Genomic DNA, 21,800 nt, shown 5'->3' on the forward strand with positions numbered 1-21,800 from the left:
ACGAAGCGTGAATGTATTGATTATCGGTAAAGGCGGCAGAGAGCATACATTGGCTTGGAAAGCGGCGCAAAGTCCGCTTACTGACACGGTGTACGCCGCGCCCGGAAATGACGGTATGGCAGACTGCGCGACGCTGGTCAGCATCGAAGAAAGCGATCATGCCGGACTCATTGCCTTTGCGAAAGAACATCATGTCGGCCTGACGATTATCGGTCCCGAGGTTCCTCTCATTGAAGGGATAGCGGACGAGTTTGAAAAAGCCGGACTCCTTGTTTTCGGGCCGTCCGAACAAGCGGCAATCATTGAAGGAAGCAAACAGTTTGCGAAGGATTTAATGAAAAAATACGGTATACCGACGGCGGAGTATGAGACGTTTACTTCATTTGAAGAGGCGAAAGCATATGTGCAGCAGAAAGGCGCGCCGATTGTCATTAAAGCGGACGGGCTTGCCGCCGGAAAAGGTGTGACGGTCGCGATGACGGAAGAGGAAGCGATTGAATGCCTTCATGATTTTCTCGAGGATGAGAAATTCGGCGAGGCGAGCGCATCCGTGGTCATTGAAGAATTTCTCGCCGGTGAAGAATTTTCCTTAATGGCGTTTGTAAAAGGGGAGACCGTCTATCCGATGGTGATCGCCCAAGACCATAAACGCGCCTTCGACGGAGACAAAGGGCCGAATACGGGCGGAATGGGCGCCTACTCACCGGTGCCGCACATTTCCGATGACATCGTCAAAAGCGCTGTCGAAACGATTGTGAAGCCGGCGGCAAAAGCTATGGTGAAAGAGGGACGCTCCTTCACAGGCGTGCTGTACGCGGGGCTGATTCTGACGGAAAACGGATCAAAAGTCATTGAATTCAACGCGCGCTTCGGTGATCCGGAAACACAGGTTGTGGTGCCGAGAATGGAATCAGACCTCATTCAGGTGCTTTTGGATCTGCTTCATGAGAAGGATGTTGACCTAAGGTGGAAGGATACGGCCGCTGTCAGCGTTGTGCTGGCTTCTGAGGGCTATCCTGAAGGCTATGCGAAAGGGACACCGATCGGCAGTTTGACATCCGCTGAAGACGGGATCGCCGTTTTTCATGCCGGAACGAAAAAAGACGGCGATCAATTTGTCACAAACGGCGGCCGGGTCGCCAATGTCACGGCATTTGCTGAGACATTTGAAGAGGCGAGAGATAAAGTGTACAGCGCCGTTTCCGGTCTGACAAAACCCGGACTGTTTTACAGAAGCGATATCGGCGTCCGTGCGCTGAAAGCATCGCTGCGATAATGAGGAAAACCCCCGCGTCATGAAGATGCGGGGGGTTTCTTTTTACGTAAGGGCGCCTTCAAAGGCTGAGGAAGACAGGACGACCAAGGTTGTCGGCTTGCCGTGTGACATGCATTCATCGATAAAGTCTTCCAGCGTATGGACGGATTCTGTCACGACTTTTGTGATGTAGCTGTACATGCCGGTGATTCTGTGGTTCTCTATAACATCCGGATGCTTGCCGGCAAATGCGGCATAATGCTTGCAGTTTCTCGGTTCCATCAGGATAAAAGCCGTAACGTGCTTATTCAGTTTCTCAAAATTGATATTGGCGCCGTAGCCCGTGATCACGCCTTTTTCTTCAAGTTTTTTGACCCGTTCAGCGGCGCTTGGAGAGCTGAGCCCGACAAGCTTGCCGAGCTCCACCATTGTCAGCCGGGCGTTTTTCTGCAAATGCGATAAAATATGTAAGTCTGTTTGGTCCATAAGGCTGCCCCTTTTCATTTTAAGTGATCTTCCTGTAATTCCTTTATTTTTAAATGAAAGAAACCGTTTTTGCTTAATTGTAGCATATGGAAGACCGTTTTCTTTCTTTATAATAAAGCCAGCTTTTCAAAAAGGGGGAATCACCATGAATACGCTGCGCCGCTCTCTCACATGGGTGCAGGGAACCGCATTGACGATAGGGGCTGTTTTGGGGTGCGGGATTTTAATTCTGCCTTCTGTTGCGGCAAATACAGCGGGGCCTGCTTCGCTCGCTGCTTGGCTTTTAATGTCATTGGCGGCTTTTCCGATTGTGGGGACACTCTCCGCCTTGGTGCAGAAAGTGCCGAGTGCAGGAGGGATTACAGCATATGCGGAACTTGCTTTTCAGAAAAAGGCCGGAGCGGTTTCAGGCTGGATCATGCTTGGATCAGTTCCGATCGGCGTCCCGATTATCGCGCTGACCGGTGCTCAGTACATCACAAGCGTCACCGGAGCGGGTGCGGGTGCCGTTACATTGATTGCGGCAGCGATGCTTGCTTTATCTCTGTTTCTTCATTTAAGAGGGCTTCAGCTATCCGCAGGGATCGGCACGCTGATCATTTGTTTGATTATATTGTTGTTAGCCGCGGCTGTTGCCGTTTCACTGCCGCATGTCACGTCCGGCTCTTTTCATCCGTTTCTCCCGCACGGATGGCATGCCGCAGGCTCGGCCGCAGTTATGATCTTTTTCTCCTTTGTCGGCTGGGAAATGATTACGCCGCTTGCCGAAGAGTTTAAACATCCGAAAAGGGATATTCCGATCAGCCTGTTTGCGGCTGCCGCGTGTGTGGGACTGTTATATACGCTGACTGCTTATGTTACGGTCGGAACCCATGCTTACGGAGACGAAAAAGGCATCGCGTCTCTCAATTTGCTGATGGCAAACGGAACGGGGCGGACGGGAGTATACATAACCGCATGTCTGGCGCTGTTTATTACATTCAGCACCGTTCATGCCAATATTGCGGGCTTTTCAAGAATGGTGTATGCGATGTCGCGGGAAGGGCATATTCCGAAATACTTTGACCGGCTGCATCAAAAAAACCGCACCCCTGTGCGTGTGCTGACGACGCTCGGCGCCATATTTTTTACGGTGCTTTTGATTCAATGGGTGTTTCAGCTCAATCCTGAAGTGCTGCTGAAGGGCCCGAGTGCCGCATTTATCGCTTCATACGTCATTACGATGGCGGCCGGGCTCAAGCTGCTGCGCCGCTTCGGTATCGGCTGGTGGTCCGCGCTGGCGTCACTCGGACTTTGTATCGGCATATACAGCTTCAGCGGCTGGGCTTTCTGTTATCCGATCCTTCTCGGACTCGCCGGACTCTTTTATAACAGGAGAAAATAAATAACAAGCCGAAACGGCTTGTTATTTTTCTTACTGGCGGCTGTCATCCTGATTCATTCCAGCCTGGAACATATATGTTACCGGACAGAAGCGGAGGATGCCGGACGCCGCTTTCATTGCGCCCATCATCATACAGAAAAGATGCATTTTGCACCACGGTTTTCTCGTGTATTTTGCTGACGCAGCAGACAAAATGGTAAGGCCGCAAGTGATTCGCATAACGGCGTTTAATAAACTGATATTCGGTTTCATTATTTCAGCTCCTTTACTTTTCGTTCATCTTCAATAATTTGTAACGTTTTAACCGTGCGATAATTGTGCGGATGTGATACGATGAGTCTAATATAAGCGAAGGAGAGTATGTGAATGTCCGAACGTACCTTTAACTGGAAAAATAAAGACATCAGATCACAGGCGGATGTTGTAGACTCAAAGCTGCTTCCAACGCTACTTTTACGGAACGCTCTCGTTTTAAATCCTTTTTTAAAACAATGGCTGAAAAAGAATATCTGGATTTACGGAGACCGAATTGTATATGTCGGTGATGAGCTTCCTGATGCAGCAGAGCACATTCATACCATAAATTGTGAAGGAAAATACATTGTGCCAGGTTACATTGAACCGCATACACATCCTTTTCAAATATATAATCCCCAAACGCTCGCCGAATATGTGTCTCAATTCGGAACAACGACGTTTGTTAATGATAACTTGTTTTTCCTTTTGCACAGCGGAAAAAAGAAAGCGCTTACCATATTAGAAGAACTGAAAAAACAGCCGGTGCAATATTTCTGGTGGTCCAGATATGATCTGCAGACTGAAGTGCTGAATGAGGACCAGCTTCTTTCTTTTGATGTCCGCAAGCAATGGATTGAGCACCCGGATGTCATTCAAGGCGGAGAATTGACCGGCTGGCCGCGGCTCATGGACGGGGATGACTTGATGCTTCATTGCATGCAGGCGACAAAGAAACTGCGCAAGCGGATCGAAGGGCATTTCCCCGGCGCTTCTGAGAAAACACTTACGAAGATGAAACTGTTCGGCGCTGATTCCGATCATGAGGCGATGAATGGCGATGAGGTGATGAGACGGCTTGAATTGGGCTACTATGTGTCGCTCAGGCATTCATCCATCCGCCCTGATTTGAGGACGATTCTGCAGGACCTCCATCAAAAAGGCTTCCGGCATTATGATCATTTCTTTTACACGACGGATGGGGCGTCGCCGCTTTTTTATAAAGGCGGCATGACGAATGAATTAATCAAAATCGCTCTGGAGGAAGGAGTTCCGGCGATTGACGCTTACAATATGGCGTCCTTTAATATCGCGAAGTATTATCAGATGGACGACTTTCTCGGTGTAGTCGGCCCGGGACGGCTTGCCTCATTGAACATTCTTGATGACCCTATGAATCCGGACCCGGTTACGGTGATATCCAAAGGCATCCTGCTGAGAGAAGACGGCCGAAATATGAAGGCGTTTACAGAAACGGATTGGAAAAAGGGCGGTCTTGTCCCTCTTGAGCTTTCATATGATATGAAGATGGATGATTTACAGTTTTCAATGCCGATGGGTGTGAAAATGCGCAACGCGGTCATTATGGAGCCGTATATGATTGCGATTGATAATTCTGTTGACCAGCTTTCTTTTGATCATGATGAAAGCTATCTCACGCTTCTCGATAAGCATGGAAAATGGCGGGTCAATACAATGCTGAAAGGTTTTGCCGAGCGGGTGCAGGGCTTTGTCAGTTCCTACACGACAACCGGAGATATTATCGCTGTCGGAAAAAATAAGGAAGATATCCTGCTCGCCTTCTCACGGATGAAAGAAATCGGCGGGGGAATCGTGCTTGCCGAAAACGGGAAAATTCTTCATGAAATTCCCCTCGCCTTAAATGGTTCCGCATCTGCGGAGAATTATGAAGAGGTGCTTGAGAAAGAACAAAAACTGAGGATTCTGCTGGAGGAGCGGGGCTACCGATTCTGCGATCCGATCTATACGCTGCTCTTTTTGCAGAGCACACACCTGCCTTATATTCGCATTACGCCGAGAGGAATATTCGACGTGATGAAAAAAATTGTACTCTTTCCATCGATAATGCGTTAAAATATAAAAGCAGGGAGCCGACATATGAAAAGATGGAAAACCGTTTGTATGCTTTGTTTTGCGTTTTTGCTGCTTGCCGCCTGCCGGCAGAATGATGCCGATCAGGTGCAGCCGAAAGAGGCGGAAGCCCCTTTAACAGGGTTGAAAACTGAGCGGAAGCTTGCAGAACGCCGTCCGATTGCAGTCGCAGTGAACAATCATCCGAAGGCGAGGCCCCAATCCGGGCTGTCAAAGGCGGATGTTGTCATCGAAGCGCTGGCAGAGGGCCGGATTACGCGGTTTCTCGCGATTTTTCAGAGTGAGATGCCGGAAACGGTCGGACCTGTGCGGAGCGCGAGGGAATATTTTGTCACCCTCAGCAGCGGATTTAACAGCATATTTGTCCATCATGGCTGGAGTCCCGGCGCTAAAAAGCAGCTGGAGTCCGGAGCTTACGATTATATAAACGGTTTGGATTTTGACGGAAGCCTGTTTTGGAGAGCCGATTTCAGCAAGCCTCCCCACAATTCCTACACGTCTTATGACAATATCAGAAAGGCGGCGGAACAAAAGGGATACAAGCTGAACGAAAAAACAAAACCGCTTCCATTTCAGACATCAGACGCAAAACCCGGAAACGAAACCTACAATATTCGGATAGATTATGGAACACAAAACGTTACAAATCTTGTCGAATACGATTATGATAAAAAAGCTGATGCTTATACAAGAAGCTCTGATGGTGTGAAAGCGACAGACCGGGAGACCGGAAAGCCTTTAGCCATGCACAACATTTTTATTGTTGAAGCCGGCCATCGCATTACAGACAAAGATGGAAGGCGGGCCATCGATATTCAATCAGGGGGAAAGGGCCTCCTGCTTCAGCACGGCGATGTTATTGAGTCAGACTGGGAATATAAAGACGGACGTATTCTGCCCGTAAAAGGCGGTGAGATTCTTCCGTTTGTGCCAGGAAAGACATGGATTAATATCGTGCCTGATCTCGATGCAGCTTCCATTAGTAAAGGAGAAGGTGTTTGACGATGCAAATCGATAAATTACGCGGAAAAGAACTGGACCAGTTATTCTTATCTATTTTATCGCTGAAAGATCTGGAGGAATGCTATCGTTTCTTTGATGATCTTTGTACGATTAATGAAATCCAATCGCTGGCGCAGCGTTTGGAAGTGGCAAGAATGCTCCGCGAAGGAAACACGTATCACAAAATAGAAAGCGAAACGGGTGCTTCAACAGCGACGATTTCCCGGGTGAAACGCTGCTTAAATTATGGCAACGACGCCTATGAAATGGCGCTTGACCGTGTAAACAAAGGAGAATCCTCCTCAGCAACGTAAAAAACCGCTCTGCCGATGACGGCAGGCGGTTTTTTTTATGCGTGCTGATTCATATTCATAAGGCCGGGAAGTTCCCTCAGGCTGCCGTCTTCCTCTCGGTATACGATGTGTTCAGCTGAGAAGTGAATCGGCGAGCTGATGCCCGCCGCCGCGGCAAGGTGAAACAGTCCTTCACGCAAGGAGAGCACGTAGTTGCAGACGCGGTGCTGTTTGTCTTCGATACTGAGCGCGCGCTGAAGCTTCGGATCGGTTGTTGCCACTCCGACAGGACAATGATTGGTGTGGCATACTTGAGCGCGGATACAGCCGACTGAAAACATCATTCCCCGGGCAATATTGACAAAATCCGCGCCTAACGCGAGGGCGACGGCGATTTTATCCGGAGTGAGCAGCTTTCCGGATGCGAAAATTTTCAGCTTATCTCTTATACCGTATGTTTTCAAAAGGCCGTCAACAAGGGGGAGGCCGGTCATAATCGGCAGACCGACGGAATCCGCCAGCTCATGAAAGGAAGCACCCGTTCCCCCTTCACTGCCGTCAATGGTAATAAAGTCGGGAAGCTTGCCTGATGAACTCATACGGGAAATAAGATCTTCAAGGTCTTTTCGGCTGCCCGGGACAATTTTGATGCCGACCGGTTTTTCACCGACAGTCCTTAATTCCTCAATAAAATCAAGCATGTCCGGAACATTTGAGAATTCATTGAACCTGTTTGGGCTGTCTATGGATTGTCCGGGCTGCACATTTCTGATGGCGGCAATTTCTTCGGTAACCTTTGAACCGTCAATATGCCCGCCTCTTGCTTTCGCTCCTTGCGCAAGCTTTAATTCAAAGGCTTTAATTTGTTCGAGACGGCTTTTTTTCTTAAATTCTTCCCACGAAAATTCTCCTTCTTCGGTACGGACGCCGAACAGTCCGGGGCCGATTTGGCAGATAATATCCGCACCGCCTTTCAGGTGATACTCAGACAGGCCGCCTTCGCCTGTATTCATCCACGTGCCTCCGGCCTGGTGCAGCCCTTTTGACAGGGCGGTAATTGCCCGGTCGCCAAGTGAGCCGTAGCTCATCGCTGATTGTCCGATTAATCCTTTCACATAAAACGGTTTCTTGCATGTGTCACGGCCGATCACTTGTACATCGTCCGGATGCAGGTAATAAGGATCCGCTTTTGTTTTTTCGCGGTGTTCGCTGCGTTTCAGCAGGTTGTCCTTGTCAATCTTGTATACCATCGTGTCGATCTTCGGCGTTTGATCTGTGCGCAGCTCCTCCCTTTGTTTCGGAAAGAGGGCATTCCGGATATAATAGCCCGGCTGATCGAAATCCCGTTCTGACCCGAAGCCCATCATTCTGCTTTTATACTTTCCCGACATGACCGTCTGTTCATATTCTCTCCGGGAAAACGGCTGTTCTTCGTTATCATTGCTGAATAAATACTGCCGCAGTTCTGGTCCGATTTTTTCAAATATATAGCGCAGCTTTCCCGCTACGGGATAATTGCGCAGCACTGAATGTTCTTCCTGTTTTTCGTCTCTTATGTATATCCAAAGCAGCAATACGGCGGGAACTAAAATAATAAAAATCAATATACATATCAGTACGATAATGGCTTGTTCCATTGAAATCAGACTCCTTGCCTTTTTTCTCTTTGACATTCCACATTTTGTCTGTTTTCAAACATGGCCGTTTCCCGTCCGCCGGAGCGCCATCTTTTTTTATGAATCAGATGAATGACGTCTTTTTCCGTTTTTCCGGGCCAAATGAATTTGTTATAATGTTTAAATGGCAAGAAACGAATGGAGGAACGAAAACGCATGTACGATGTTAACGAGTGGAAGCACGTTTTTAAACTCGATCCGAATAAAGATTTACCGGATGAACAGCTGGAACGGCTTTGTGAATCAGGGACTGACGCCATTGTGATCGGAGGAAGCGACAATATCACCGAGGACAATGTGCTGAGACTGATGTCAAAGGTGCGGCGTTTTTTAGTGCCGTGCGTACTTGAGGTATCGACGATTGATTCCATTGTGCCCGGATTTGATCTTTATTTCATTCCGAGTGTGCTCAACAGCAAAAATGCGGACTGGATTGTCGGCATGCACCATCAGGCGATGAAAGAATACGGCGAGCTGATGTCCATGGAGGAAATCGTGACGGAGGGCTATTGCATCGTCAACCCTGATTGTAAAGCGGCCGCTTTGACGGAGGCGGATACACATATAGAAACAGAAGATATTCTCGCTTATGCGCGGGTCGCGGAGCATTTGCTTCATCTTCCGATTTTTTATTTGGAATACAGCGGAATGCTGGCGGACATAGAAACGGTGGAGAAAACGAAAGCTGTGCTGGACAAGTCCGTCCTGTTTTACGGAGGCGGCATTAAAGATGCGGAAACGGCGGAACGGTTCGGCCGCCATGCCGATGTCATTGTTGTAGGAAATGCCGTATATGAAGATTTTGATCAGGCGCTCAAAACGGTGGCGGCTGTAAAGACGAAGTAGCCAAGCAGACGAATTTGATTTATGATAGAACATATGTTTGATAGGCGGTGAACGGATATGAATTATATTAGCAATCAATTATTAAGCGGATTAAATCCCGTTCAGCAGGAAGCGGTTAAGACGACGGACGGTCCGCTGCTTCTGATGGCGGGAGCGGGAAGCGGAAAGACACGTGTGCTGACGCACAGAATCGCATACTTAATGGCGGAAAAACACGTCGCGCCATGGAATATTCTGGCGATTACATTTACAAATAAAGCCGCCAGAGAAATGAAGGAGCGGGTCGAGAGCATTCTCGGGCCCGGCGCGGATGAAATCTGGATATCCACCTTCCACAGCATGTGCGTGCGGATACTGCGCAGGGATATTGACAGGATCGGCATCAACCGTAACTTCTCCATTCTTGATACGGCTGATCAGCTCTCCGTTATTAAAGGGATTTTGAAAGAGCGGAATATCGATCCGAAAAAGTTTGATCCGAGAAGTATTTTAGGCTCCATCAGCAGCGCAAAAAACGAGCTGATCGAACCGGAGGAATTCGCAAAAACGGCCGGCGGCTACTATGACCAGGTCACGAGTGACGTGTATGCCGATTACCAGAAAAAACTGCTGAAAAACCAATCGCTCGATTTTGATGATTTAATCATGACGACGATTAAGCTTTTCGAGCGTGTGCCGGAAGTGCTTGAGTTTTACCAGCGCAAATTCCAGTACATTCACGTAGACGAGTACCAGGATACGAACAGAGCGCAATACCTGCTTGTTAAGCAGCTTGCTGCCCGTCTTGAAAATATCTGCGTCGTCGGTGACTCCGACCAGTCCATTTACAGATGGCGCGGCGCGGATATCGCGAATATCCTTTCTTTTGAAAAAGATTACCCGAGCGCAAACGTCATTCTGCTCGAACAAAACTACCGCTCCACAAAGCGGATTCTGCAAGCGGCCAACGAAGTGATTAAAAACAACTCAAACCGCAAGCCGAAAAACTTGTGGACGGGGAATGACGAAGGAGTCAAGCTTTCTTATTACAGCGGCGACAATGAATTCGGCGAAGGCCAATTCGTCGCGGGCAAAATTTATGAGCTGAACAGCTCGGGCCGGCGGAAGCTTTCCGATATCGCGATTTTATACCGGACAAACGCCCAGTCCCGTGTTATTGAGGAAACCCTTTTAAAAGCCGGACTGAACTACAATATCGTCGGCGGAACAAAGTTCTACGACAGGAAAGAAATTAAAGACATTCTCGCGTATCTGCGCCTTGTGTCAAACCCGGACGACGATATCAGTTTTACAAGGATCGTCAATGTGCCGAAGCGGGGTGTCGGCGCCACTTCGCTTGAAAAAATCGCTTCATACGCGGCGATGAACGGGATGTCACTGTTCCAGGCGATCAAACAGGTTGATTTCATCGGCGTCAGTGCCAAAGCGGCAAACGCGCTTGACGGCTTTGGCGCAATGATTGAAAATCTGACGAATATGCAGGATTACCTGTCCATTACGGAACTCATGGAAGAAATTCTCGATAAAACGGAATACAGAGAAATGCTGAAGGCTGAAAAATCAATTGAAGCCCAAAGCCGTCTTGAGAATATCGACGAGTTTCTTTCTGTGACGAAAAACTTCGAACAAAAAAGCGAAGACAAGTCTCTCGTCGCGTTTCTGACCGACTTGGCGCTGATTGCGGATATTGACCAGCTCGACCAGAAGGAAGAGGAATCGGGCGGAAAGGATGCCGTCACGTTAATGACTCTGCACGCCGCTAAAGGGCTTGAATTTCCTGTCGTGTTCTTAATGGGCATGGAAGAAGGCGTGTTCCCGCACAGCCGCTCCCTGATGGAAGAAGCTGAGATGGAAGAAGAGCGCAGACTCGCATATGTAGGCATTACAAGGGCGGAAGAAGAACTGTATTTAACGAATGCCAAAATGCGCACCCTATTCGGACGCACCAATATGAATCCGGAATCCCGCTTTATCAGGGAAATACCTGGCGATTTATTGGAGAACCTAAATGAGAAGAAAAACCCGCGCATGCAGCCGGGGAGAAAAATGCAGCCGAAACGCGGGCCCGTATCCCGTCCTGTTTCCTACGCGAATAAAACAGGCGGCGACTCGCTCAGCTGGGCTGTCGGCGATAAAGCGGGCCATAAAAAATGGGGCACCGGAACGGTTGTCAGCGTAAAAGGAGAAGGCGAAAGCACGGAGCTTGATATCGCATTCCCGAGCCCAGTCGGCGTGAAGCGGCTGCTGGCCGCCTTTGCGCCGATTGAAAAGCAGTAACCTGAAGAGGAAAGGAAGAACATGATGGACAAAGAAACAGCGAAACACCGGGCAGATGAATTGCGCCGCACCATCGATCAGTACAGTTACGAATATTACACCTTAGATGAACCGAGCGTACCGGATTCCGAGTACGACAGACTGATGCAGGAGCTGATTGCGATAGAAGAAGAGCACCCGGAGCTCAGAACGCCTGACTCGCCCACACAGCGGGTCGGGGGAGCGGTGCTTGAATCATTTCAAAAGGTGCAGCACGGCACGCCGATGCTCAGTCTCGGCAACGCATTTAACGATGATGATCTTCGCGATTTTGACCGCCGCGTCCGTCAGGCTGTCGGGGACGGCGTCGCTTACAATGTGGAGCTGAAAATAGACGGTCTTGCTGTTTCTCTCCGTTATGAAGACGGCTATTTCGTCAGAGGCGCGACAAGAGGAGACGGAACAACGGGCGAAGATATTACGGAAAACTTAAAAACGATCCGCAACATTCCGCTGAAAATGAAACGAAACCTTTCCATAGAAGTGCGCGGAGAGGCGTTCATGCCGAAACAGTCATTTGAAGCGCTCAATGAAGAACGGCTGAAACATGAAGAGGAGCCGTTCGCCAATCCCCGGAATGCTGCTGCGGGCTCACTCAGACAGCTCGATCCGAAAATTGCAGCGAAACGAAATCTTGACATCTTCGTCTACAGTATAGCGGAGCTTGACGAAATGGGTGTGGAAACACAGAGTCAGGGCCTGGATTTTCTGGATGAGCTCGGTTTTAAAACAAACCAGGAACGGAAACAATGCGCCACGATAGATGAAGTAATTGAAATGATCGAGGAGCTGCAGGCGAAGCGGGCCGACCTCCCGTATGAAATTGACGGAATCGTCATCAAAGTCGATTCGCTCGACCAGCAGGAAGAGCTCGGGTATACGGCAAAAAGCCCGCGCTGGGCGATTGCATATAAATTCCCGGCAGAAGAGGTCGTGACAAAACTTCTCGATATCGAACTGAATGTCGGAAGAACAGGCGTCATTACGCCGACCGCCGTTCTGGAACCGGTAAAAGTCGCGGGAACGACGGTCTCAAGAGCATCGCTTCATAACGAAGATTTAATTAAAGAGAAGGATATCCGCATTCTCGATAAAGTGGTCGTTAAAAAAGCGGGCGACATTATCCCTGAGGTCGTCAATGTCTTAATTGAACAGCGGACCGGAGAAGAAAAAGAATTCAATATGCCGACCGTCTGCCCTGAGTGCGAAAGCGAGCTTGTGCGCATTGAAGGAGAAGTCGCGCTGCGCTGCATCAACCCGGAATGTCCGGCGCAAATCAGAGAAGGCCTGATCCACTTTGTTTCACGCAACGCGATGAATATTGACGGACTCGGAGAACGTGTCATCACACAGCTTTTCCGTGAACATCTCGTCCGTAATGTCGCTGATTTATATAAGCTGACAAAAGAACAGGTCATCCGGCTTGAGCGGATGGGAGAAAAATCAACTGACAATCTGATCAGCTCCATCCAAAAATCGAAAGAGAATTCATTGGAACGCCTGCTGTTCGGTCTCGGCATCCGTTTTATCGGCTCAAAAGCGGCCAAAACACTCGCCATGCATTTTGAAAGCCTGGAAAATCTGAAACAAGCCACGGAAGAAGAGCTGCTGGCAGTAGATGAAATCGGTGAAAAGATGGCCGATGCCGTCATCACCTATTTCCGAAAAGAAGAAATGCTTGAGCTTTTGAATGAACTGGAAGAGCTCGGTGTGAACACACTCTATAAAGGCCCGAAAAAAGTAAAAGCGGAGGACAGCGACTCTTATTTTGCCGGCAAAACCATCGTGTTAACCGGAAAGCTTGAAGAGCTGTCCAGAAATGAAGCCAAAACGCAGATTGAAGCGCTCGGCGGAAAGCTGACGGGATCTGTCAGCAAAAAAACAGACTTGCTGATTGCCGGAGAAGCGGCCGGAAGCAAGCTGACAAAAGCGCAGGAATTAAACATTGAAGTATGGGATGAAGCACAGCTATTGGGAGAGCTAAAGAAATAAGAGGAGTGTTTTCTATTGAAAAAGATGTTGGCATTGGCGGCGACGGCAACGGCGGCAGTATTGATGCTGTCAGCCTGTTCGCCGAGTTTCGGGGGAAACAAAGAGGAAGAGATCACGCAGAAAACGGCAAAGTCTTCTGAAAAAGCGATCATACCGAAATATAATATCTCTGATTCCTACTATAAGATGGTGCTTCCGTTTAAGGCCGGAAAAGCGCGCGGGCTGACCGCGGACCGGCTGAATACGAGGCTGGACATCGATGAATTCGAGACGGGACTGATGCGGCTCGCCCAAGACACGTTCCCGACGGATGACTATTTGTATCAGGAAGGCCAGTATTTAGATGAGGATACGGTACTCAGCTGGCTTGACCGCAAAAAAGAAGGCAGTGATCTGAAAAAGGCGAAAAAAGCAGACGCCAACTTCCAGAATCTCGGCTTAAATCCGGTGCTGCCAAACTCGGGATCGGCAAAAGAGAAAAACGAAAACAGCCCGATTTACTTAGCGTCTATGCTTGAGCAGGATTACTTAGTAAGAAAAGATAAAAACAGCATCCAGCTTGGCGGTATCATGATCGGTCTCGCTCTCAACTCTGTATACTATTATCGCGAAAATACAGGGGATCCGCAGCAGGAAGTGGAGCTCAGCGACAAAACGATCCGCAGTCATGGTGAAGAAATCGCCCAGGAAGTCGTTAACCGTCTCCGGAAAATGGATAACCTGAAAAATGTGCCGATTACCGTCGCCCTTTATAAACAAGCGCCGAAGACATCAATCGTACCGGGGAATTACATTGCGAAAACAGAAGTCAAAGCCGGCTCATCCACCATTTCAAACTGGGATGATGTCAAAGAAAAGTACGTGTTCTATCCGGCTGATACTGACACAGCAAAGAAATACCCTGACGATTCCGAAGTGTTTAAACGCTTCAAAAACGCGATCGACAGCTACTTCCCGAACTACACCGGAGTAGTCGGAACGGCGATGTATGAAAATGATGAAATGAGAAAAATGAAAATTGAAATCCCGATGCAATTTTACGGAAAAAGCGAAGTCATCGCTTTTACCCAATACTTAACGGGTGAGCTGATGGATTATTATTCAAAAGGCTCAGTCGATGTCGAAATCAACATCACCTCATCAGACGGCCAGGAAGCGCTTATCGTCCGCAATGCGGGTGACAAAGAACCGACCGTCCATATTTACGATTAACCAAGATGCCCTTGTTCATGTCTATATGAGCAAGGGTTTTTTATTGTGTATATCGTTGGTGAGAGAGATGAGGTATGTTATGATATTTGTATAATTAGGGATTAACAGGAAAATAGATTCGTTTATAGGCGGATTTTACTAATCTGCTATGAACAAAAGAAGGGCAGGAATGTTGATGAATGACATTTGCTGAGTACTCACGTCACCGACAAAAGTTAAGAAGAGGGTGAATCAGCATGCATAAAGATATTCAAGCGATTTTTGAGGAAGATAAGGTGCTGGCCAAAGCCGGTGAAATATACGGATTTACTAAGTTTCAATTTATTGCGGACGCAGAGAACTACGTATACGAAATTGTAAAAGATAATCAAGCTTATATCTTAAAAATTACGCATACGATCCGCAGAACACCGGAATATATTTTCGGGGAAATGGAATGGCTTCATCATCTGACAAAGGGCGGGCTTTCGGCAGCAAAACCGATTCCTTCATTAAATGGCAGAGATGTCGAAGAAGTGCCGGACGAAAAAGGCGGAGCGTTTTTGTTCAGAGTCTATGAAAAAGCGCCCGGACGCAAAGTGGAGGAATCAGATTGGAACGGGTCTCTGTTTTATGAGCTTGGCAAGTATACGGGGAACATGCATCGGCTGACGAAAAGCTACAGTCTGAGCGACCCGAAATATAAAAGGCAAGAATGGGATGAAGAGGAGCAGCTGAAGCTAAGAAAATATGTGCCCGAAGATCAGCATCTTGTATTCGAACGGGCGGATGCTTTAATGGAAGAACTGCGGCAATTGCCGAAGAACCCGGAAAACTACGGCCTTGTGCACGCCGATTTGCACCATGGCAATTTCAACTGGGACAACGGAAAAATCACTGCATTTGATTTTGATGACAGCGGCTACAATTGGTTTGTGAATGATATCAGTATTTTGCTGTACAATATTTTGTGGTATCCGGTCATCCCGTATGAAGACAAGGTTGCATTTACAGAGGAGTTTATGACTCATTTTATGAAAGGGTACAAGGAAGAAAATGATCTTGATCCTGCATGGCTTGAAAAAATTCCGGATTTCCTCCGCCTGCGCCATATGCTGATCTACGGATTATTGCATCAGGCGTTTGATCTTGACTCACTCGGGGATGAAGAGCTTGAGATGCTGAAAGGTTTCAGGCGTGATATCGAAAACAAAACACCGATTACTGAATATAACTTTACCTCCCTCGTATAAAAAGAAAAACGCCGGCTGAATCCAGTCCGGCGTTTTTTATAACGTATCACACTTCACTCCGACGACACCCTGGATTTCTTTAATATCATAATACACGTCAGTGGTGTAGCGGTTTTTATGGACACTGATTTTCACTTCCATAATCGGATTTTCTGTTTCACGCAGATCGTCAATCCGGACCGAGTGAATGCGGAGCTGTTTGCTTTTCATTTCCTTTAGAATCTCGGTCATTTTATCTTTGTCGGAAAGAGACATCCTCACGCGGATATCTTTCTCCTTCAAGCGATTGGGACCGACTTTTCTGATCAGCCACGGAAGAAATTCGACGCTGATCAGGATAAACAAGAGGCTTGCGAATGCCTCCTTATAAAAGCCGGCGCCTGTGGCCAGACCCAGCCCGGCTGCGCCCCAGATGATAGCCGATGTCGTCAGACCGGAAATGACGTCATTGCTTTTGCGCAGGATCACGCCCGCACCGATAAAACCGACGCCGGAAATGATTTGGGCGGGAAGGCGGAGCGGGTCCATCATGATACGGTAATATTTCGGAAAGTGATATGCCGCATTAATGCTGACGATCGTCAGCATACAGGAGCTGACGGCGATGACGATACAGGTTTTCAGTCCTAACGGTTTATTTTTCAACTCACGCTCAAGACCGATGATCATACCGATCAGCGTGGCAATGCCCAGCTTTAATAAAATGTCCGGTTCGATAGGCCAGCTCAATTTACACAGCACCTCCGCAGTTTTTCTTATAGTAAATTGATATGATTTTCTCACAGTATTTATAGCAGGACAAGTGCGCAAGAAAAAAGCCGTCAGGGATAAGATCTGACGGCTTTTTGTCTATTTCTTGTTTTTCAAAAGAGCTTCCATCCGGCTGAACAGCTGATAAGAAGCATCGGCCGGTTTTTTGGTCAGCAGGCTGACGGCAATACCGGCAATCAGACTGAGGAAGAACCCCGGAATGATTTCGTATACGCCGGTTGAAGCGGCAAGCCCTGTCGTAATCCAGATCAAAACGGCCGCGGCTCCGGTAATCATCGCCGCAAGCGCTCCCCATTCATTCATTCGTTTCCAGTACAGACTGAGCAAGAGTGCCGGGCCGATAGCCGAACCGAAGCCTGCCCACGCATAGCCGACCAGGTCAAGAATGGTGCTGTTCGGATTCATGGAAAGCAAAATGGCGATAACGGCCACGATCAATACCGACAAGCGTCCGGTCATGACCAATTCTTTATCGCTCGCTTCCCGTCTGAAAAAGGCGCGGTATAAATCTTCCGTAATGGCGCTTGCCGTTACGAGAAGCTGTGACGAGATGGAACTCATAATCGCCGCTAAAATCGCGGACAGCAAGAAGCCCGTAATCAGCGGATGGAATAAGATTTTAGAAAAAATAATGAAAATCGTTTCCGGATCTTTTACGGAGACTCCGAAGTGATGAGAATAAGCAACCCCGATAATCCCGGTAAGCAATGAACCGACAACTGAAATAGCCATCCAGCTCATCCCGATTCTGCGGGCGGGTTTTAAATCCTTCACTTCTTTAATCGCCATAAATCGTACGATGATATGAGGCTGGCCGTAATAACCGAGTCCCCATGCCAAATAAGAAATAATGCTAATGACGCTCGCGCCTTTAAAGACATCCAATAGTTTCGGGTTTACGGCGTTGATCGAATCAATCGTCGTCGAAACGCTCCCGAGCTGGGTAAAAGCAACGATCGGCACAAGCACTAATGCCGCAAACATGATCGCTCCCTGTACGAAGTCAGTCAGGCTGACAGCAAGGAAACCGCCAAACAGCGTGTAAAGCACAACAACACCGGCCGTTAAAAATAAACCGAATTTGTAGTCGGCGCCGAATGCCGATTCAAATAACCTGCCTCCGGATACCATTCCGGACGATGTGTACAGTGTGAAAAAGATCATAATAATCACGGCGGAAACAATTTTCAGCAATGATGATGAATGGCGGAACCGTTTATCGAAGAAATCGGGAATCGTAATCGCATCATCCGCAACTTCCGTATACGCGCGAAGCCTCGGAGCAAGCAGCAGATAATTTGAATACGCGCCGATCGTCAAACCGAGCGCCAGCCATAAGGTTGATAAGCCCGTTGCGAACATTGCGCCGGGAACCCCCATCAGCATCCATGCGCTCATATCCGCAGCACCCGCGGACAGCGCCGTTACGAACGGGCCGAGTCCTCTTCCGCCCAGCATGTAATCATTGATATTCGTTGTCTTCCTGAATGCGTACCAGCCGATTAACAGCATGGCAGCAAAATAAATCCCAAGAGATATAATTAATTCAATACTCACGTTTTTGGACCCTCTCTTCTTTCAAGTAAATGTTGCATCACCTCTGTAGATTAGTAGTGCCGGAATTTTGCGCCGGCGGTGAGCCTTTAGTCATCATTACATGCGGCTCGCATGATTTTGTGCAGGCTATGGTTACTAAACCTAACAAAGTATCCCCGATCAATCAACTCTCGAAACCCGCCCCATTCAAGGAAAAAATCCCCGCCAACATAGAACAGCTTAAAGATGAAAACGCTACCAATAAATTATAAAAGTAAAAATTTTCTGACATATAATTCGTTTCTCTTTCTCCCCGATTTAGGATAAAATAGAGAAGGTTTCATCATGCCTCAGAAGGCGGCGTTTTGTTGCTTTAGAGGGCTCGTTTTTGATATGATCAGTATTATATGACGAAACGGAGAATTATGCGGAGGTGGATCTTATGTCACGAATTTCTATAGAAGAAGTAAAGCATGTCGCTCATTTGGCGAGACTCGCCATTACGGATGAAGAAGCTGAAATGTTCACAGAACAGCTTGACAGCATCATCTCGTTTGCCGAGGAGCTTAATGAAGTGGACACGGATAACGTGGAACCGACAACACACGTGCTGAAAATGAAGAACGTAATGAGAGAAGATGAAGCGGGTAAAGGCCTTCCGGTCGAGGATGTCATGAAAAATGCTCCCGATCATAAAGACGGCTATGTCCGTGTGCCATCTATTCTGGATTAAAGGAGGGAGACAGTATGTCATTATTTGATCACAAAATCACAGAACTGAAACAAATGATACATAAAAAAGACATCAAGATTTCCGATCTTGTTGATGAATCTTACAAACGGATCGCATCCGTGGATGATAAGGTGCAGGCGTTTTTGCAGCTTGATGAAGAAAGAGCCCGCGCTTACGCGAAAGAGCTTGACGAAGCGGTTGACGGACGGTCTGAACACGGTCTTCTCTTCGGAATGCCGATCGGCGTCAAAGACAACATCGTGACCAAAGGGCTTCGCACAACATGCTCAAGCAAAATCCTCGAAAACTTCGATCCGATTTACGATGCGACGGTAGTGGAGCGCCTTCAAGCAGCTGAAGCTGTCACAATCGGTAAGCTGAATATGGACGAGTTCGCGATGGGTTCTTCTACTGAAAACTCCGCGTATAAAGCGACGAAAAACCCTTGGAATCTTGATACGGTTCCCGGCGGATCAAGCGGCGGTTCCGCAGCTGCGGTTGCCGCGGGCGAAGTGCCGTTTTCACTCGGATCTGATACGGGCGGCTCCATCCGCCAGCCTGCTTCTTTCTGCGGCGTCGTCGGATTAAAGCCTACATACGGCCGCGTGTCCCGTTACGGTTTGGTCGCTTTTGCGTCTTCATTAGACCAGATCGGACCAATCACAAGAACCGTGGAAGATAACGCATTCCTGCTTCAGGCGATTTCAGGCCCGGACAAAATGGACTCTACGAGCGCCAATGTCGAAGTGCCGGACTTTCTTTCTTCATTAACGGGCGACATTAAAGGCTTAAAAATCGCCGTACCGAAAGAATATCTCGGAGAAGGTGTCGGCAAAGAAGCGAAAGAATCCGTTTTAGCCGCTTTAAAAGTGCTTGAAGGACTCGGAGCGACATGGGAAGAAGTATCTCTGCCGCACAGCAAATACGCGCTTGCGACATATTATCTGCTGTCTTCTTCCGAAGCGTCCGCGAACCTTGCGCGCTTTGACGGCATCCGCTATGGATACCGCACAGACAATGCGGACAACCTGATCGATCTTTATAAACAGACACGCTCTGAAGGCTTCGGCAACGAAGTGAAGCGCCGCATCATGCTCGGCACCTTCGCGCTCAGCTCAGGCTACTATGACGCGTATTACAAAAAAGCGCAAAAAGTGCGCACGCTCATTAAGAAAGATTTTGAAGACGTATTTGAGAAATACGATGTCATCGTCGGACCGACAACACCGACACCGGCATTCAAAATCGGCGAAAAAACGAGCGACCCGCTCACAATGTACGCCAACGATATTTTAACGATCCCTGTCAACCTCGCGGGTGTGCCGGGAATCAGCGTGCCGTGCGGATTTGCGGACGGCCTGCCGCTCGGACTGCAAATCATCGGAAAACACTTCGATGAAAGCACTGTATATCGTGTCGCTCATGCTTTTGAGCAGGCAACAGATCATCATAAAGCGAAACCTGAACTGTAAGGGGTGAAATGAAGTGAACTTTGAAACGGTAATCGGACTTGAAGTCCATGTGGAATTAAAAACAAAATCTAAAATTTTCTCAAGCTCACCGACGCCATTCGGCGCGGAAGCGAATACCCAAACGAGCGTCATCGACCTCGGCTATCCCGGCGTGCTGCCCGTTTTAAACAAAGAAGCGGTCGAATTCGCGATGAAAGCCGCAATGGCTTTGAACTGTGAAATCGCAACGGATACGAAGTTTGACCGGAAAAACTATTTCTACCCGGACAACCCGAAGGCATATCAAATTTCTCAATTTGACAAGCCGATCGGCGAAAACGGCTGGATCGAAATCGAAGTCGGCGGAAAAACGAAAAAAATCGGCATTACCCGTCTTCACCTTGAAGAAGATGCGGGAAAACTGACGCATACGGGCGACGGCTATTCCCTCGTTGACTTCAACCGCCAAGGCACGCCGCTTGTCGAGATTGTATCTGAGCCGGATATCCGCACACCGGAGGAAGCTTACGCATACCTCGAAAAGCTGAAATCAATTATCCAATACACAGGCGTTTCCGACTGTAAAATGGAAGAAGGTTCACTGCGCTGTGACGCCAACATTTCCCTCCGTCCGATCGGCCGGGAGAAATTCGGCACAAAAACAGAGCTGAAAAACCTGAACTCCTTCGCGTTCGTGCAAAAAGGCCTTGAGCATGAAGAGAAACGCCAAGAGCAGGTGCTTCTGTCAGGCGGAGTCATTCAGCAGGAGACGCGCCGCTACGATGAAGCGACGAAAAAAACCATTTTAATGCGTGTCAAAGAGGGTTCAGATGACTATCGCTATTTCCCAGAGCCTGACCTTGTCGAGCTCTACATTGATGACGAATGGAAAGAACGCGTAAGAGCAACCATTCCTGAGCTTCCGGACGAGCGCCGCAAGCGGTATATCGAAGAGCTCGGCCTGCCGGCTTATGACGCAATGGTGCTGACGCTGACGAAAGAAATGGCTGATTTCTTCGAAGAAACGGTCAATAAAGGCGCAGAAGCCAAACAGGCGTCAAACTGGCTGATGGGTGAAGTTTCAGCTTACCTGAACGCCGAACAAAAAGAGCTTGAGGATGTCGCGCTGACTCCGGAAGGTCTTGCCGGCATGATTAAGCTGATTGAAAAAGGGACCATTTCATCTAAAATCGCGAAAAAAGTCTTCAAAGAATTAATTGAAAAAGGCGGCGACGCTGAAAAAATCGTCAAAGAAAAAGGCCTTGTGCAAATTTCTGACGAAAGCGTGCTTCTGAAGCTGGTCACAGATGCGCTTGACAGCAATCCGCAGTCAATTGAAGACTTCAAAAACGGAAAAGACCGCGCGATCGGCTTCCTTGTCGGGCAGATTATGAAAGCCTCAAAAGGACAGGCCAACCCGCCGATGGTCAACAAGATCTTACTTGAAGAAATCAAAAAACGATAAAAAAAAGCAGCCGCCTGTAAGGG

The 21,800-nt window shown here is 48.2% G+C and carries 18 protein-coding genes; 13 read left to right on the forward strand and 5 right to left on the reverse strand.

The window, feature by feature from the left end; all coding sequences use genetic code 11:
• Positions 1-7 precede the first annotated feature (7 nt).
• Positions 8-1,276: a phosphoribosylamine--glycine ligase gene (purD, locus tag MHH91_RS03570; protein ID WP_014469862.1), complete on the forward strand. Its 1,269-nt coding sequence runs from the start codon at positions 8-10 to the stop codon at positions 1,274-1,276.
• Positions 1,277-1,318: 42 nt separating this feature from the next.
• Here the strand turns inward: purD and MHH91_RS03575 are convergent, their stop codons facing one another.
• Positions 1,319-1,741 carry an Lrp/AsnC family transcriptional regulator gene (locus MHH91_RS03575; protein WP_014471543.1) on the reverse strand — a complete coding sequence of 141 codons (423 nt, stop codon included), beginning with the start codon at positions 1,739-1,741 and terminating at the stop codon, positions 1,319-1,321.
• Positions 1,742-1,886: 145 nt separating this feature from the next.
• Between MHH91_RS03575 and MHH91_RS03580 the strand changes: the two genes are divergently transcribed.
• A complete protein-coding gene (locus MHH91_RS03580) occupies positions 1,887-3,125 on the forward strand; it encodes an APC family permease (protein ID WP_013351287.1) in 1,239 nt (412 codons plus the stop codon).
• Between the two features lie 30 nt (positions 3,126-3,155).
• On the opposite strand, the gene MHH91_RS03585 is transcribed toward MHH91_RS03580, so the two are convergent.
• Entirely contained in the window at positions 3,156-3,377 is a 222-nt protein-coding gene (locus MHH91_RS03585; protein WP_013351288.1) for a YgaP family membrane protein, read from the reverse strand.
• A gap of 114 nt (positions 3,378-3,491) precedes the next feature.
• On the opposite strand from MHH91_RS03585, the gene MHH91_RS03590 reads away from it, so the two are divergent.
• From MHH91_RS03590 to MHH91_RS03600, 3 genes are read left to right on the forward strand one after another with little or no spacing between them, the layout of a single operon-like run.
• Complete coding sequence (locus MHH91_RS03590; RefSeq protein WP_340976988.1) at positions 3,492-5,234, forward strand: adenine deaminase; 1,743 nt, start codon at positions 3,492-3,494, stop codon at positions 5,232-5,234.
• Positions 5,235-5,258: 24 nt separating this feature from the next.
• The gene (locus tag MHH91_RS03595; RefSeq protein ID WP_013351290.1) at positions 5,259-6,254 is read left to right on the forward strand and encodes a DUF3048 domain-containing protein; all 996 of its coding nucleotides are present in this window, start codon (positions 5,259-5,261) and stop codon (positions 6,252-6,254) included.
• Between the two features lie 2 nt (positions 6,255-6,256).
• Positions 6,257-6,568, forward strand: a complete 312-nt coding sequence (locus MHH91_RS03600; RefSeq protein WP_003155745.1) for a YerC/YecD family TrpR-related protein — start codon at positions 6,257-6,259, stop codon at positions 6,566-6,568.
• A 35-nt stretch (positions 6,569-6,603) separates the two neighbouring features.
• Here the strand turns inward: MHH91_RS03600 and MHH91_RS03605 are convergent, their stop codons facing one another.
• On the reverse strand, positions 6,604-8,184 hold the full coding sequence (locus tag MHH91_RS03605; protein ID WP_013351291.1) for an FMN-binding glutamate synthase family protein: 1,581 nt from the start codon (positions 8,182-8,184) through the stop codon (positions 6,604-6,606).
• Between the two features lie 195 nt (positions 8,185-8,379).
• Between MHH91_RS03605 and MHH91_RS03610 the strand changes: the two genes are divergently transcribed.
• The 5 genes from MHH91_RS03610 (at position 8,380) to MHH91_RS03630 (ending at position 15,821) form a co-directional block, all read left to right on the forward strand.
• Complete coding sequence (locus MHH91_RS03610; RefSeq protein WP_013351292.1) at positions 8,380-9,069, forward strand: heptaprenylglyceryl phosphate synthase; 690 nt, start codon at positions 8,380-8,382, stop codon at positions 9,067-9,069.
• Positions 9,070-9,126: 57 nt separating this feature from the next.
• Positions 9,127-11,346: a DNA helicase PcrA gene (gene pcrA / locus MHH91_RS03615; protein ID WP_013351293.1), complete on the forward strand. Its 2,220-nt coding sequence runs from the start codon at positions 9,127-9,129 to the stop codon at positions 11,344-11,346.
• Positions 11,347-11,370: 24 nt separating this feature from the next.
• Positions 11,371-13,377: an NAD-dependent DNA ligase LigA gene (ligA, locus tag MHH91_RS03620; RefSeq protein WP_014469864.1), complete on the forward strand. Its 2,007-nt coding sequence runs from the start codon at positions 11,371-11,373 to the stop codon at positions 13,375-13,377.
• A 15-nt stretch (positions 13,378-13,392) separates the two neighbouring features.
• The gene (locus tag MHH91_RS03625) at positions 13,393-14,589 is read left to right on the forward strand and encodes a CamS family sex pheromone protein (protein WP_013351295.1); all 1,197 of its coding nucleotides are present in this window, start codon (positions 13,393-13,395) and stop codon (positions 14,587-14,589) included.
• Positions 14,590-14,825: 236 nt separating this feature from the next.
• Positions 14,826-15,821 (forward strand): phosphotransferase enzyme family protein, encoded by a 996-nt coding sequence (locus MHH91_RS03630; protein ID WP_013351296.1) that lies wholly within the window; start codon positions 14,826-14,828, stop codon positions 15,819-15,821.
• 36 nt (positions 15,822-15,857) lie between these two features.
• Here MHH91_RS03630 and MHH91_RS03635 read toward each other — a convergent pair whose 3' ends face one another.
• Positions 15,858-16,550: an MgtC/SapB family protein gene (locus MHH91_RS03635; RefSeq protein ID WP_013351297.1), complete on the reverse strand. Its 693-nt coding sequence runs from the start codon at positions 16,548-16,550 to the stop codon at positions 15,858-15,860.
• Positions 16,551-16,670: 120 nt separating this feature from the next.
• On the reverse strand, positions 16,671-18,149 hold the full coding sequence (gene putP, locus MHH91_RS03640; RefSeq protein ID WP_013351298.1) for a sodium/proline symporter PutP: 1,479 nt from the start codon (positions 18,147-18,149) through the stop codon (positions 16,671-16,673).
• A gap of 421 nt (positions 18,150-18,570) precedes the next feature.
• Between putP and gatC the strand changes: the two genes are divergently transcribed.
• Genes gatC through gatB form a run of 3 tightly spaced genes read left to right on the forward strand, consistent with a single transcriptional unit; the run spans position 18,571 to position 21,777 of the window.
• Entirely contained in the window at positions 18,571-18,861 is a 291-nt protein-coding gene (gene gatC / locus MHH91_RS03645; protein ID WP_003155732.1) for an Asp-tRNA(Asn)/Glu-tRNA(Gln) amidotransferase subunit GatC, read from the forward strand.
• Between the two features lie 14 nt (positions 18,862-18,875).
• A complete protein-coding gene (gene gatA, locus MHH91_RS03650; protein WP_013351299.1) occupies positions 18,876-20,333 on the forward strand; it encodes an Asp-tRNA(Asn)/Glu-tRNA(Gln) amidotransferase subunit GatA in 1,458 nt (485 codons plus the stop codon).
• A gap of 13 nt (positions 20,334-20,346) precedes the next feature.
• Positions 20,347-21,777 carry an Asp-tRNA(Asn)/Glu-tRNA(Gln) amidotransferase subunit GatB gene (gene gatB / locus MHH91_RS03655; protein WP_014469865.1) on the forward strand — a complete coding sequence of 477 codons (1,431 nt, stop codon included), beginning with the start codon at positions 20,347-20,349 and terminating at the stop codon, positions 21,775-21,777.
• Positions 21,778-21,800 lie beyond the last annotated feature (23 nt).

This window comes from Bacillus sp. FSL K6-2819, from assembly GCF_038008305.1.
GTDB lineage: Bacteria > Bacillota > Bacilli > Bacillales > Bacillaceae > Bacillus > Bacillus amyloliquefaciens.

Coding starts and splice junctions, on each gene's coding strand:
- MHH91_RS03575 (WP_014471543.1), bottom strand. CDS start 1,741: ATGGACCAAACAGACTTACATATTTTATCGCATTTGCAGAAAAACGCC.
- MHH91_RS03580 (WP_013351287.1), top strand. CDS start 1,887: ATGAATACGCTGCGCCGCTCTCTCACATGGGTGCAGGGAACCGCATTG.
- MHH91_RS03585 (WP_013351288.1), bottom strand. CDS start 3,377: ATGAAACCGAATATCAGTTTATTAAACGCCGTTATGCGAATCACTTGC.
- MHH91_RS03590 (WP_340976988.1), top strand. CDS start 3,492: ATGTCCGAACGTACCTTTAACTGGAAAAATAAAGACATCAGATCACAG.
- MHH91_RS03595 (WP_013351290.1), top strand. CDS start 5,259: ATGAAAAGATGGAAAACCGTTTGTATGCTTTGTTTTGCGTTTTTGCTG.
- MHH91_RS03600 (WP_003155745.1), top strand. CDS start 6,257: ATGCAAATCGATAAATTACGCGGAAAAGAACTGGACCAGTTATTCTTA.
- MHH91_RS03605 (WP_013351291.1), bottom strand. CDS start 8,184: ATGGAACAAGCCATTATCGTACTGATATGTATATTGATTTTTATTATT.
- MHH91_RS03610 (WP_013351292.1), top strand. CDS start 8,380: ATGTACGATGTTAACGAGTGGAAGCACGTTTTTAAACTCGATCCGAAT.
- pcrA (WP_013351293.1), top strand. CDS start 9,127: ATGAATTATATTAGCAATCAATTATTAAGCGGATTAAATCCCGTTCAG.
- ligA (WP_014469864.1), top strand. CDS start 11,371: ATGGACAAAGAAACAGCGAAACACCGGGCAGATGAATTGCGCCGCACC.
- MHH91_RS03630 (WP_013351296.1), top strand. CDS start 14,826: ATGCATAAAGATATTCAAGCGATTTTTGAGGAAGATAAGGTGCTGGCC.
- gatC (WP_003155732.1), top strand. CDS start 18,571: ATGTCACGAATTTCTATAGAAGAAGTAAAGCATGTCGCTCATTTGGCG.
- gatA (WP_013351299.1), top strand. CDS start 18,876: ATGTCATTATTTGATCACAAAATCACAGAACTGAAACAAATGATACAT.